This is a genomic window from Streptomyces sp. NPDC126497 (assembly GCF_040302425.1).
Lineage (GTDB): Bacteria > Actinomycetota > Actinomycetes > Streptomycetales > Streptomycetaceae > Streptomyces.
In genome coordinates this window covers 216,969-229,686 of sequence record NZ_JBEORT010000001.1, presented here as the reverse complement: position 1 = coordinate 229,686, position 12,718 = coordinate 216,969, and the positions used below count along the sequence as shown (strand labels likewise).

Annotated in this window: 13 protein-coding genes and 1 pseudogene; 3 read left to right on the top strand and 11 right to left on the bottom strand. The window is 69.6% G+C overall.

Annotated features, from left to right (window positions below; translation table 11 throughout):
- Window positions 1–42 precede the first annotated feature (42 nt).
- Window positions 43–321, top strand: coding sequence for a hypothetical protein (locus tag ABTY20_RS00965; RefSeq protein ID WP_351994880.1), 279 nt, complete (start codon window positions 43–45; stop codon window positions 319–321).
- Between the two features lie 200 nt (window positions 322–521).
- Here the strand turns inward: ABTY20_RS00965 and ABTY20_RS00955 are convergent, their stop codons facing one another.
- The 10 genes and pseudogenes from ABTY20_RS00955 to ABTY20_RS00910 form a co-directional block, all read right to left on the bottom strand.
- A complete protein-coding gene (locus ABTY20_RS00955; protein ID WP_351994879.1) occupies window positions 522–1,520 on the bottom strand; it encodes a thiopeptide-type bacteriocin biosynthesis protein in 999 nt (332 codons plus the stop codon).
- Complete coding sequence (locus ABTY20_RS00950; RefSeq protein ID WP_351994878.1) at window positions 1,502–2,734, bottom strand: lanthionine synthetase C family protein; 1,233 nt, start codon at window positions 2,732–2,734, stop codon at window positions 1,502–1,504. The genes ABTY20_RS00955 and ABTY20_RS00950 overlap by 19 nt, the downstream gene beginning before the upstream one ends.
- Window positions 2,731–5,796, bottom strand: a complete 3,066-nt coding sequence (locus ABTY20_RS00945; protein ID WP_351994877.1) for a lantibiotic dehydratase — start codon at window positions 5,794–5,796, stop codon at window positions 2,731–2,733. The genes ABTY20_RS00950 and ABTY20_RS00945 overlap by 4 nt, the downstream gene beginning before the upstream one ends.
- Before the next feature lie 93 nt (window positions 5,797–5,889).
- Window positions 5,890–6,093, bottom strand: a complete 204-nt coding sequence (gene fxlA / locus ABTY20_RS00940) for an FxLD family lanthipeptide (protein WP_252537677.1) — start codon at window positions 6,091–6,093, stop codon at window positions 5,890–5,892.
- Between the two features lie 51 nt (window positions 6,094–6,144).
- Complete coding sequence (fxlM, locus tag ABTY20_RS00935) at window positions 6,145–7,383, bottom strand: methyltransferase, FxLD system (RefSeq protein ID WP_351994876.1); 1,239 nt, start codon at window positions 7,381–7,383, stop codon at window positions 6,145–6,147.
- 187 nt (window positions 7,384–7,570) lie between these two features.
- Window positions 7,571–8,164, bottom strand: coding sequence for a hypothetical protein (locus tag ABTY20_RS00930; RefSeq protein WP_351994875.1), 594 nt, complete (start codon window positions 8,162–8,164; stop codon window positions 7,571–7,573).
- Between the two features lie 89 nt (window positions 8,165–8,253).
- Window positions 8,254–8,454 carry a DUF5999 family protein gene (locus ABTY20_RS00925; protein ID WP_252537669.1) on the bottom strand — a complete coding sequence of 67 codons (201 nt, stop codon included), beginning with the start codon at window positions 8,452–8,454 and terminating at the stop codon, window positions 8,254–8,256.
- Between the two features lie 44 nt (window positions 8,455–8,498).
- Window positions 8,499–8,941 (bottom strand): annotated as a pseudogene (locus ABTY20_RS00920) (DUF6302 family protein).
- A gap of 32 nt (window positions 8,942–8,973) precedes the next feature.
- Window positions 8,974–9,426, bottom strand: a complete 453-nt coding sequence (locus ABTY20_RS00915; protein ID WP_351994874.1) for a DUF6415 family natural product biosynthesis protein — start codon at window positions 9,424–9,426, stop codon at window positions 8,974–8,976.
- Window positions 9,427–9,465: 39 nt separating this feature from the next.
- A complete protein-coding gene (locus ABTY20_RS00910) occupies window positions 9,466–9,939 on the bottom strand; it encodes an ATP-binding protein (protein WP_252537663.1) in 474 nt (157 codons plus the stop codon).
- A 175-nt stretch (window positions 9,940–10,114) separates the two neighbouring features.
- Between ABTY20_RS00910 and ABTY20_RS00905 the strand changes: the two genes are divergently transcribed.
- Together ABTY20_RS00905 and ABTY20_RS00900 are read left to right on the top strand one after the other, a co-directional pair.
- Window positions 10,115–11,506 carry a helix-turn-helix domain-containing protein gene (locus ABTY20_RS00905; protein WP_351994873.1) on the top strand — a complete coding sequence of 464 codons (1,392 nt, stop codon included), beginning with the start codon at window positions 10,115–10,117 and terminating at the stop codon, window positions 11,504–11,506.
- On the top strand, window positions 11,503–12,390 hold the full coding sequence (locus ABTY20_RS00900; protein ID WP_252537658.1) for a phosphotransferase family protein: 888 nt from the start codon (window positions 11,503–11,505) through the stop codon (window positions 12,388–12,390). The genes ABTY20_RS00905 and ABTY20_RS00900 overlap by 4 nt, the downstream gene beginning before the upstream one ends.
- A gap of 11 nt (window positions 12,391–12,401) precedes the next feature.
- On the opposite strand, the gene ABTY20_RS00895 is transcribed toward ABTY20_RS00900, so the two are convergent.
- Window positions 12,402–12,569, bottom strand: coding sequence for a helix-turn-helix transcriptional regulator (locus tag ABTY20_RS00895; RefSeq protein ID WP_308293361.1), 168 nt, complete (start codon window positions 12,567–12,569; stop codon window positions 12,402–12,404).
- Window positions 12,570–12,718: the final 149 nt, after the last annotated feature.

Here is a 12,718-nt window from a genome sequence, read left to right as displayed (position 1 = left end):
GCCGGCGAGCTGCCGATCGTCGACCCGGCACCCTGCCTGAACATGATGCTCGCCATCCTGGCCGGGCGTGTCCTGCACCAGTTCCCCTACAGCGAGCAGCTCCTGTCCCGCAGCCCCGAGGGCTGGGCGTCGGTGGCCCCCGGCTGGAGGCCGGCCCCCGTCCCGCAACCCGGCGGCGAACTGGTGCCGCCGATCCAGGCCGCGGTGAACTTCTCCTTCACCCCCATCAAGCTGGACCACCCCGACCCGTTTGGCGTCACCGCCGTGCTGATGGAAGAGGACGGCTACCGCATCAGCCTGACCGAAGCGTTCGCCCGCTGAGCCGGAGCATGGGAAGAAGGACAATCCGTGCCCCGCAGTCAGCCCGCCTAGCAATCGCGCCGAAACCGTCCCGGCCAGGTCCCGGACGGCCTCCCGGCTCGAAGAACAAGCAACAAGCCAGGCGCCACGACGTCGACAATACCGTCAAACGCGCCGAATCAGTCAAGGAACACCAAGCCCAGTGAGGTTAAACGCCAAGCTCAAAGGCCGGCACAGGCTGTCTGGTGCAGGATCGCTGCCCTGGCTGCCCAGGCCAGGATGCTCTGCCCTCGCATGGACAGCCCGAGCCGGTTCCAGTGGAAGATCACGTGGTAGCTGAGCACCTGCCGCAACCCGCGGTCGAGAGTTCCGTCCTGGACGCCTTCGGCGAGTGCTCGGCCGGTGCTGCGGAAGGCGGCGGCCCACTCTGCGACAGGCTCCAGCGGGCCACCGGAACGCAGCAGGACGTTGCTGTCGGCGAGAAGCAGGGGGCGGATCTCCCGGGCTCGGGCGTTGAGCCGCTCCACCGGAACGTCGCTGACGGCCGAACGGTGCTCCGCCGTGATGACGCGGTCCCAGACATCCCCCTGCTCGTACCACTCCAGGCCTGCGGCGCGCATCATGATCGTGCACAGGAGGACGGACAGCTCCCTGGGTCCTACGGCGAGGTCGCCGCGCCGGCGTAACTGCTGGGCCTCGCGGCTGTCGGTGACGAACAAGGTGTGTGCGGCCGCCATGCTGGTCCTCCCGCCGAACGCCGGAGCCTCCGGCTCGTAGATGCCGGGCCACCAGCGTCGAAGGTGACCTTCGGAGACGAGGCGGTCGAAGCCGTCCCCGATGGTCGGCTTGGCGCCGTCCGCGGGCTGGACGCGGAGGCGCAGACGCCAGCAGGGGTGCTTTCGGGTGTACCACCAGCCGTCGATCGCGCCGACGGACTCCGCCTCGCGCAGTACGGGCAGGACGTGTGCGGTGAAGGTGGTGTCGGCGTTCGACCAGTCGGTGAAGTGGAGGTACGCCTGCCACCAGTCGGTGGTGGCCGCGTGACGGGCCAGCGCTTCCCGGCCGGCCTGGTCGTAGACCGCGACCGCGTCGGAGAGGACCACGGGGTCCATCCGGTACTGCTGCGCTGCGTCGGCGATCGACAGGCCGGTGAGGACGGCGAGGACGGCGTGCTGCGTCGGGCTCGCCTCGGTTGCCTGAGTCAGTTGATCAGGAGACATGCGTCCCATCCAGTGCTCGGTGCCTGCTGAGAGGCGAAGGTGGTAAGGGCGAGCGCGGTACCGGCGGCGCCGTTGATCAGGCCGGGAGTCGACAGGGCGTCGGGCTTGTCCTGCGCGGTGAGGGCGTCACCAAGACGTTCCGGGAGGGTGCGCAGCCGCGGGTCGAGCGCGTCCGCGGCGGCGCGGTGAGCGGTCTGGTAGATGCCCGCCCATCCGTGGCAGAGGCCGCTGTCGACGACCTGCGCGATTTGCGCAGGATCGGTCAAGGCCCGGTACATGGCGTCCTCGTAGAACTTCTGGAGTGCGGGAGAGCGCAGGGCGATTCCCGCGAGTTGGCCGGCTCGTGCGATGCCCGTCGTGCCGTAGCACCAGCTCGGACGGGTGGGTGCGGTGTGGTGGGGGCGTCCGCGGTCGAGGTCGCGACGCGAGACGTGCTCGGGCCACCACGGGCCGGAGTCACCGTGCTGGCACCAGGCGTCGAGGTGGGCGCAGATCGTGAACATCGCGTCCTGGTGACCGTTGACGGTGATGCCGTGGCGAAGGGCCTGGGCCAGGAGGAGGAGCGGGCCGGTGATGCCGTGTGCGGCGCCGAAGTTGCCGTGTCCGCCGGGGAAGTAGGGGGACTCGCCGCGAGCGGGGTCGTGGCGGACCCACCAGCCAGGGAGCCCGCGGCCGGCGGGGGCGAGCGGCCGCGTCAGGGCGACGAGGTAGTGCAGGATTCTCTCCAGGCCTGCGCCCTCGGGCTCTGTGCGCAGGAGGTAGGCGCCGATCCCCGTAAGACCGTAGAAGAGGTCGTACTCCGCGAAGGTCGGCAGGTCTCCCCTGTCGATGCGGGCGAGCGCGGCGTCCACGCGGCGGTTCGTGAGGTCGGCGATGTGCTGGTGGAGTGTCGTGCGCGCCAAGGCGTACAGATGCTGGTAGGCCGGGGGGACGGTGGTGAGGAGGAAGCCGACGGCCGGGGCGCCGAGGAAGAGGCCCGTCCGGTCGGCCGCGCTGATGGGCCCGGAGGCCGCGCTCGTGATCCATCGGTGGGCGGAACGCCAGGAGCCACCGTACCGGCTGACGGTCTCGGTGTGCAGGAGAGCGATTCCGGCGGCACCCTCGGCAAGGGACTGCACCGCCCAGGGCTCGTTCTCCGGCGGCGGGTCGGGTTCTGCCAGGCGGACGGTGTACTGGTCGAGGATGGCCGGCACCGTGGTGGCCGGGGCGGTCATCGGTTCGCCTTCCGGTGCTGGAGAGCCACGGTGCGGACGAGTCGCAGCGTGGTGGCCTCGGCGGTCGGGCTGACGCCCAGGGCCCGTACGTGATGCTGGTGGAGCAGGGATCGGGCGACGGTGAGCGGGTCACGCTCACCTGCCACGGTGTTCCGGTAGGCGGCCACCGCGGCGGCGCGGGCCTGCCAGGCTGCGGCGACCTGGGGGCCGCCGGGGAGAGGCCCGAGAACTGATACGGCGCCGGGTCCGGCGAGTCCGAGGGTCTGACTGCGCAGGGTCCGGTCCAGGCGTCCGGCGCCTTGGGGGAGGTTGTGGACCAGCCACTGTTCGGCCTCGGCGGTGCTCGGCGCGAGGTGGGCGACGAGGTTCAGCGCGCTGGCCGCAGTGAGGGCCTGCGGGGCGATGGTCTCGGTGCGCTCGGTGAGCTGGATCTGCGCGAGGGCGGCGGCGGAGTCCGCTGCGAACACCTGGTGCGCGGCGTCCATGGCCGCCTCGCCGCCGAAGCGCCCGGTCTGCGGCTGGTAGGGAGCCAGGACGAGCCCGGACGCCAATCCCGTCCTGTGCAGGCTGTCCGCCCAGGCGCCGACGTGCTGTGCGGCGACCGCGTAGGCGCCTTGCGGCAGGTGCAGCGTGACATCGAGGTGCTGGTCGGCCTCCGGACGAGCCGTCTCCCGGTGCCGGGTGAACCACCAGGCCAGCGGCTTCTCCCCGAACGCGGCGAGCAGGTGGGGGAGGTGGTGGCGCAGGATCTCGTCGTAGCGGCGCGGATGAGCGTGGAGTTGCGCATGGAGGACACCGCCGGAGCCCGGGAGGTGTCGTCCGGCCCCCGGCGACGTGACGGGGCGCGGCCGGGGCACATGGGCGGTGTCCGGCTCGGACCGGCCCAGGGAGAGCCAGATCTCGTGTGCCCGTCCGATCCACCCGTGGGCGTCTCCGTCCGGGACCTCGCGCAGCTCCACGCGCCGGGCGTTGTCGAGGTGTGCGCGCAGGACCCGGAGGTGGACCGGGTGGGACAGGTCTAGGGGGAGGCGTTGGTCGTACTCGATGACGGCGACCTGCTTCGGAACCCTCAGCCGGTCCCGCCAGGCGGTGAAGGCGTTCTCCCACTCCTGCCTCGGTGCTTTGCGGCCGGGCAGGTCGTCGACCGTCAGCAGCCATCGGGCCTGCGTGAGGATGATGCGGCGGTAGCGCACTCGCGGGAGGAACGGGAGCCGGGAGCCGACGCCGAAGTCGAACGGCTTGTAGGCGGCGTACCGCCCGTTGGCCACTTCGGCGAGGAACCGGGCCAGTGGCGGGGTCTGGGTCCCGCCTTCCAGGGCGTGCAGGACCCGCACGTCGATGCGCCGGCCGGTGGAGCACTGCACGAGGTGGAAGCTGCGCGGGTCGGCGGTGACGGCGATGTCGGAGAGTCGGATGGTCGTCTCGTCCGTCTCCTGGTGGCCTGACAGTTCGATGATGTGCGGCAGCATCCGCGGTGTGCGGGTGACGTTCTCGTTGCGGTGTCGGCGCGGCGGAAACACGAGCTGCGCCGTGAGCCCGTCCGGCGCCCCTCGGTATGTGGCGGCGAGCGCGTCCTGATGCTCGGGCGGCAGGACGTGGGCGAACCTGCCCGCCATGCTGCTGCCGGGGCGGGGAGTCGCAGTGAGCAGGACGTCGAAGGTGCCGCCGGACAGAGCCGTGGTGCTGGGTGAGTGGATCTCGAAGGCGGCCTCCACCCTGGACACGAACAGTCGCTCGTCCGTTCCGGCGGCCTTCTCCAAGGCGTCGATCATGTCGTCTGTCAGCCGGAGTTCGTCGCGGCCGTCGAGGAGGACTTGCTGCATCAGAGCGAGCAGTAGTTCGTCGCGGTCGGTTCGCGGTTTCGGGGTGGCGCCGCGTTCGGAGCCGATGTATCCGGCGGGCAGTCCCAGGCCGCTGTCGGAGACCAGGTCCGTCACCGGCACCAGGGCGCCGACGCCGTACCGGGCCCGGAACCGGCGGTGGTAGTCGCGCCAGTGTTGGTAGCCGTAGGGCTGTGGGGTGGTCCGGTACAAGGCCGACACGGCTGCCTGCACTTCCGCGATCACGGCGTGCGGGAGCTGGATCTCGCAGTCGAGGGCGGTGTCGATGAGCAGCGGTGTCGGGGTGACGGGGGTGAGACCGCGCATCCGCGCGGCGATGGCGCTCACGCTGGTGTCGGAGAGCGCCGGCTGGTGGGCGGACAGCTCGTCGCGTAGGGCGTACAGCGAGTGGACCAGGTCTCGCACCTCGGGGATGCTGTCCGCCCGGTGCCGGTCGAGTTCGTGGCATAGGTGCTGGAAGGCGTCCACGGCGGTCATGGGCCCCCAGAGGCTGGTGACGAGGAACTGCTGCTCGACCAGGCTGGTGAGAAGGGCGTCGATCTTCTCCGGAGTGGCCTGCGGGAAGTGGTCGCGCAGGTGGGCGTACAGGTCGCTGTAGGCGATGGGGGTGCGGGCTGCGTCCAGAGCTGCGGCCACCGGCCGGGCGTTGCGGACGGATATCTCGACCGGGGCCAGAAGGACGGCGTGACCGTCGGAGGGCGGGCCCGGTGCCACAAGCCGGTCGCCGCGAGCGCGGGCGGCGTTGTTGGCGACGAGCGGTAGCCGCTTCAGTAACGCGGGGGTGCGCTGGAGCTGGAGCACCATGTCGGTGACCCATTCGGCATCCGCTCGGATCAGCACACGGTGCTTGTCGCGCCACCGCGCGCTTGCCCGGGACCCGACCGTCACCGGGGCGGTTCCGGCGAACAGGCCCAGCGGCGTCGGCCGGTGCTGCCATCGCAGGAGGTAGGAGACGGTCGACAGCGCGCTGCGCCGGACGTGACGGGGCTCGGTCTGCCGGCCCCGGACGACGGCCTCGATGGCGTCGGACAGGACGGGAGTGGCCAGTTCCAGCGCGCTGCGGAAGTCCTCGCGCTGCCAAATGCGGTTCAGCCATCCGCGGGTGACGGCCACGTTGTCCAGGTCGAGGGTACGGGGGATGTCTGCCGGCCCGGGACTGGTGGTGGCGCGCAGCATCGCAACGCCTTGCCACAGGTATCCGGCGGCTGCTCGGGAAGCCATGAGGCCCTTCCATGAGGCGGCGCGGGAGGGGAGAGGGGCCCGTGGGCCGGGCGAAGCTCTTCGCCCGGCCCACGGGTGACGGGTCGGCCTGGATCAGGCCGGGTCCTCGGTGAAGGAACCGCAGGCGGAGGCACCGGTCGCGCAGGTGGTGCCGCAGCCGTCGCCCGTGGAGCACATGAGGTGGCCGTACGCGTGCTCGGCGATGACGACCTTCACGTCCAGGGGCGCGAAGTCGTCGTCCAGGTCCGCCGACGGCGCGGGCGCGACCGGGGGCGGGGCGAGAGTGGCGCTCGTCATAGTGTGTCCTTCTTCTTGTCGGGGTGGTGCAGGATGGCCTGGCTCCCGGGGTTACGCCGAGGGCCAGGAGAGTGAGATCCGGCTGTGCACCTTGTCGATGACCCGGTCGGCCGGGATCTGCTCATCGGGGGTGCCGACCGGATAGACCCGGATGACCGGGCTGGGGCCGCCGCGCCGGTCGGCCTCCCAGTCGCGGAGCACGTCGGCGATCTTGTTGGCGAACTGCTCCGCGTGCGGGCCGAGGGCGTGCACGCCGTACTCCAGGTGCTTGTTGTCCTCGGTGCGGCGGGTGACGAGGTAGGCGAAGGTGTCGTCCTCGACGGCCGCGAGGGCGAACCGCTTGTTCACGGGGTCGACCACGCCCGTGTCCGAGTTCTCGTCGACGGCCATCGTGCAGAAGCCGGGCAGGCTGATCGCCATCGCCATCTGGAGGGTGTCGATGAGTTCCTGGATGCGGACGGTGACGCCGGTCCACAGCTCGTGGCGCGGGAACGTGACCGCGTTGTCCAGCCGGTGCGGGTCGGCCGGCAGGCCGTCATCGAACTTGAGCCCGATCTCCGGAGTGCCGTTGACGAGGAGGAGTTCTTCCCGGTGGGCGTTCGAGCCCTGCATCGGGACGAAGCCGCAGATCTTCGCCGACTCGCTCTCCAGGTAGGGGCCGTGCTCGCCGTTGACCTGGATGAAGGAGACCGACCGGGTCAGCCCGCGCATCCGCAGCGGGACGACCAGCCGGCCGCCCTGCTTGAGCTGCGCGGTCCAGACCGGGGAGATGTCCCAGGCCCCAGCGGTCACCATCACGATGTCGACCTCGCCGAGGTCCGGGATGGGCTCGGCAGCGTCGGCGGTGACGACGTGCACCCGGCCGTAGCCGTGCTCGTCGAGGAGGTGCCGCGCGCGGTCGGTGACGACGGGGTCGATGTCGACGGTGACGACTTCACCGTCCTCACCGACGAGCTCGGCGAGGTAGGCCGCGTTCAGCCCGCCCGAGCCGATCTCCAGGACCCGCATCCCGGGCTTCACCTGGGCCTGTTCGAGCATCATGGCCTGGATCTGCGGTGCGGAGACGGAGCTGAGCTGCACACCGTGCTCGTCCGTCTTGGTGATCACGGCGGCGTACGTGTCGTACGCCTTGTCCAGCGGCGTGTCCGTGGGTGTGAAGTCATGCCGGGGCACCTTTCGCATCACCGCTTCGATCTCCGAGGAGGAGATGTTGCCGTCCGCGCACAGCTCGTCCACCACCTTGTTCCGCAGGCGGGTCGCCTCGTCGGGCTCGACGGTCGTGTTCGTCATGGACTTCCTTCGGTCGTTCGTGTTCGGGGGAGGTAAGCCGGCATCGCGTGCCGGTGGGCCGGGAGGTTATCGGCGACCGCTCTCCGTTCTGGGCCGGACCGCCGAGGGTCGGCGGTTTCGTGCTGACCGGCACACGCGGGCTCTGGCGCACCGGTGGTGAGCCGCCCGGCGGTCCTGTCCGTGTCACTCAGGACCGCTGGGCGGCCGTCTGGGCAGCGGGCACGAGATCGTCCAGATTGACGACCTCGTAGTCCCGTAGTTCGCGTATGAGTTGGCTCGCCAACAACCAGCCCAACTGGGGGTGCCCGTACGCCACTGGCGCGTCGTCGCCCTCGACAGGGAGCGGCGCCAGCCCGGTGGCAGTGAGGCGGTACCGGGTGCCGATGACGCCCCACGGCGAGGTGGCCCGCGCGCAGAAGGCGACGTGCCCCTTCCGCAGGTGCGGGCACAGTTCTGTGGCCGACCGCAGGTGCTTCAGACACACCGGCGGCTGGGCTGTCCTCACCGGCTCACCAGCACGGTGGGACGCGTCTTCCGTGGTCCCGGTGAGGAAGACGTATCCCCGTTCGGTCTCAGCCGGGCAGAAGCCGATCTGGCATCGAAGCTGCTCCATCGCCTTGCGCTGCCGGGTGGAGTTGACCAAGCGCCACTGCGGCTTGCCCGTCGGCTTCCCGGCAGCGTTCAGCGACTGGGAGCACCGCGCCCACAGCTCGCCGCGCGGCCCGCGGTCAGCGGGGGTCTCCTCCTGGTAGGCGAGACGTACGGCACCGAAAGTGTCCATACTCAGCATGAGTTCCGACTCCAGCCCGCCGTACTCCCCCTCTCGCTGGGTGATGTACGGGACGAGCCGGGGTGCAGCACTGGCCCGTTTCACGCGGCTGCCCTCGCCAGGTCGAGCGACCGGAGCGGGGGGACGATCCAGCCGTCGGGGAGGAGTTCGCCGGTGTCCTCGAAGAGGAACACGCCGTTGCACAGCAGGCTCCAGCCCTGCTCAGGCCGATGCGCGCAAAGCCGCGCGGCTTTCCTGTCGGGAGCCTCGGCCGTGGGGCACGGCGGGTTGTGCGCACACATGATGCTCGTCCTCTCAGGTGGGAAGTTGGGCCCTCTTCGGCCAGCTACGGTGCCGTGGGGGAACACGGTTCGGGCGCGGCCGAAGAGGGAGTCTCGTGGCACGGCCGCCCTGTGAAGGCGGCTATCGCTGCTTCGCTGTAGCCGTAGAAGCGCCGCAGGGTGGTGGCGTCACGGTCGCCCCAGAGCTTCGGCAGCCTTTCTCCCCACTCGACAACGAAGCAGGTGTCCGGGTAGGGCGACCACTGCACGCGGAGGTCGAGGAAGCCCGGCCGTCCGAGGAGGAGGCCACGGACCTTGAGCCCGAAGCACGGACACGACACCGGGTAGTCCCCGCCGCGCCTCGTGCCCCGACGGGAACTGCGAGGAACGGCATGCGCATGGTGCGTACGGCGAGGCTCTTCTCCGAGAGCCAGGTGTCGGAGATCCTCCGCTCGTAGTACTCGAAGTCGTACGCGTCGTGCGGGAGGGCTATCGCCGTGGCGGTCACGGCCGGGTGCCGAACGGAGCTGGGGTCGTGGGTCACTCCGCCTCCTTGATGTAGCGGGCCTCGATCAGCTCTTCGACCAGGTCGGAGGTAACGAAGGCCAGACGACGAGCAAGGCCGACGGCCTGCCGGTAGTCGGCCGGCTCACGCTCCTCCCTCAGGGGGACCCCGCGTGCAACGAGCTGGAGCATCTCCGCTGTGGGCGGGTACTGCTCGTCCGCGACGGCGATGTCGCTGAGCTGCTTCAGATGGCCCCGGAGACGGTCGACCAGGGTGTCGGTCACCGCGACAGGCGGCGTCTGGTCGCCGATGGCCGTGTCGAGGTCGTCAAAGACCTCCTCCACGTCGAGTGGCTTCCAGTTCTTGATCCGTTCCAGGACGGACCGCAAACCCTCGGCATCGAGTGGAGGGGTCCACTGCGGGGTGCGGGGCTCGTCGGCTGACGGAGGAACCACGTCGTTCTCCGGAACCAGAACGGTGAGGGACATCGGGACTCCTGGGGAGGGCCAAGTACCGGCCGCGGAGGGCTACAGGTTCTCGGTCGAATCCGAGATCGCTATGAAGACCCACACGTCCTTGCCCGCTGGGGTTACGGACACGGACGTGTCGTCGGCCAGAGCACTCAGCAGCATCAGCCCGCGCCCCTCCTCGGCCAGGAGGGCCGGCGACGAGTACACCGGCGGACAGCGGTCATGGTCGCGAACGATGGCGGTGACGCCGTCCGGCACCTTCTGGAGGAGCAGGCTGGCCATCCGGCACCCGTCGGCGTCCGCAGGGGTGTGCTGCAAGACGTTGGTGAGCAGTTCGTTGACAACGGTCAGCGTGCGGAACGCGGTGCCGTTGTCGACGCGCCACCAGCAAAGGTGCGCTGCGACGATGTCCCGCACGGTTCCCAGGTCTTCGGCCCGGACGTCGAAACTCATGTCGAGTTGACCGTCCACGCCCCTGGACGTGGCTCGAACAGAAGCATCCCGCTCGCGGGTGTCGACGAGTAGTTCCATCGCTGCTTCCTCCGTTCTGCCGGAACCCCTTCAGCAGGGGTGGGTTGCGGTGTGTACTGGACTGGAACCGATCAGCAACCATTTAGGCAGAGCGCACCGAGAACGTGCAGAGCCTGATGCCGAGAGGTGAAGAGTTCGGCATCAACGACTTCGGGGGCAGAACATGCCGCAGCCAATGAAGCAGCTCGATCCCGGGGCGTCCCCCCAGGAGTGGTTCGGGAACGAGCTGCGCAGACTGCGCCTTGGGCAAGGGCTGTCGGCCAAGGAGCTTGGGCGGTTAGTGCAGGTCAGCGACGACATGATCCTGTCTATCGAGAAGGGTAAGTACCCGAGCTGTCGCCGCGATGTGGCTCAGCGGCTCGATGACCTCCTCGGCACGGGAGGACTCCTCGACCGGGCGTGGCCGATGGTCTTCGGCAACCGTGATGCCGACAAAAGGCGGGCTGATGCCGATAAGGCCTCCCCGCGCCGAGGGGAGGGACCCACTCAGGCGCCGACAGGCCGCATCCTGGGCAGAGACGAACCAACTCTTCGCCCTGGGAGCCATGAGCCCGTGATTCGACGCTCGTTCCTCCAGATCGGCGGCCTCGCCGCCATAGCCCCTCTCAACCTCACCGACGTCTTCGCGCCCGCCGAACTGTCTCTCCCGGCAAACGTCAACCCGAGCCACGTCGACCAGGTCCTGGCCGCCGCCACCGCCATCAGCGGCATGGACAACGAGCTGGGCGGCGGGGGCGTGGTGCGAGACGTAGCCGCCCGAGCGATGCAGTGGTCAGCCGGCCTGCTGCAAACCCAGTTCCCCGAGCACATGCGAACCGACCTGTTCGCCGCCGTGTCACGGCTTGGCATCGTGGTCGGCGCCTCTGCCTTCGACGCCTACCACCACGACGAAGCCACCAAGACCTTCCGGTTCGCAGCGGACTGCGCCGAAGAGGCCGGCGACTGGCATCTGCGGGCCAAGACGTACTCGTTCCTCGCACGGCAAGCCGTATGGATCGGGGCGCCCGATGACGGCCTCACGTACGCCGAGAAGGGGCTTGTGCGCTCCGACCGCCTGACGGCGACCGAGCAGGCGATGCTTCACACGGCAAGGGCCAGGGCCTTCGGGAAGATGGGCAACGTCCGGGACACCATGGCGGCCGTCGGCGCCGCAGACGAGGCGTTCTCTCGGGCCCGGCCCTCCGAAGACTCGCCGTGGATGGCCTACTACGACGAGGCGCAGCACAACGGGGACACGGCTCATGCCCTGTTCGATCTCGCGATCCTCGCCGGACAGGACCCGGGCCGGGCAGCGCGCCGATTCAACACAGCGGTGAACGGACACGCGGACGCCTACAAACGGTCTCGTGCGATCTCGCGGACGAAGCTGGCCTCCCTGCTCATGGCCAAGGGAGACCCTCGCCAGGCGGCGGCGCTCGGCCACGACGCCTTGAACGAGGTAGGCCGACTCACCTCCCGGCGAGCTGCCGACGATCTGCGGCAGCTCGGCCGCTTCGCCTCGAAGCATCGGACTGTCCAGGAGGCTTCAGCACTGCGAGATCGGATCGCCGCTACGGTTTCCGCATGATTCCTTCGGCATCCGAACCTGCACGTCACGTCCTGAAGCAGGCCTGTTCGGCGGTGGGATTGGACTCCGACGGAGCGGAGCCTCTCCGTCTGGCCGAGAACCAGATATGGCGGCTGCCTCGTCAGCGGGTGATCGTACGGATCGCCCGAGAGGGACAGAGCGCTGCGGCGGCCCGCGAGGTGCGCGTCGCACGCTGGCTCGCCCAGGAGAACGTCCCGGCCGTTCGCCTGGTCGACGTGGAGCAGCCGGTAGAGGCGGACGGCAGGCCCGTGACCTTCTGGGCGGAACTGCCGCCGCAGCAGCACGGCTCGGTTGAGGATGTCGCTGAACTCCTCGCGAGGCTCCACTCCCTGCCCACGCCGGCGATCGAGCTGGGGTACCTCGATCCCTTCGTCCGGGTCGACGAACGGCTGCACGCGGCCACCACGATCCGCGACGACGACAAGCAGTGGCTGCACGCCCTTCACCGCGACCTCGTAGCGGCCTGGGCCGAGCGGCCGGCCGGTCTCCCCGATCGGGCCGTGCACGGTGACGCCTGGCCCGGCAACATCGTCCGCACGACCGACGGGGTCCTGATGATGGACCTGGAGCGCTTCTCTGTCGGCCCCCCGGAGTGGGATCTCGTGTCCACTGCCGTGCGCGCGAAGACCACGGGCGTCGTCAGCGCACGCGAGTACGACCGCTTCTGTGCGGTGTACGGGTACGACGTCACGGCATGGGAGGGCTATCCCGTCCTCGCGCGCGCCCGTGAGCTGCGCATGGTGACGTACGCGGCTCAGCACGCAGCTAGCAACGCGGAGTGGAGGAGCCAGGCGCAGTATCGGATCGACTGTCTCCGCGGTCGATCCGGCCCGCGGCCGTGGCCGTGGACGGGAATCCTCTGATCCGGGGTGCTTCAGCCTCGATCCACCGCCCGAGCTTCCAGCCACGCCTCCACCTCCGGCCAGCGGTAGCGCAAATAGCGGCCTACCTTGTGGGCTCGCGGACCCTGGTGTCGGTGATTCCATATGTAGACCGTGTTCAGTGGCACGCCCAGGAAGTCGGCCAGTTCCCTAGCACTCATCAACGGACAACGACCCCCCGCGCCACTCTCGGCTTCTGCCACACGGGCGGTGGTTCGACGCATGAGTACTCCAAAACGGCTCGGAGCGGGCAGGAAAGAACCACGTGAGCGATAGTCCGCTGGGGTGGCAGACAGAACAGTGACACGGA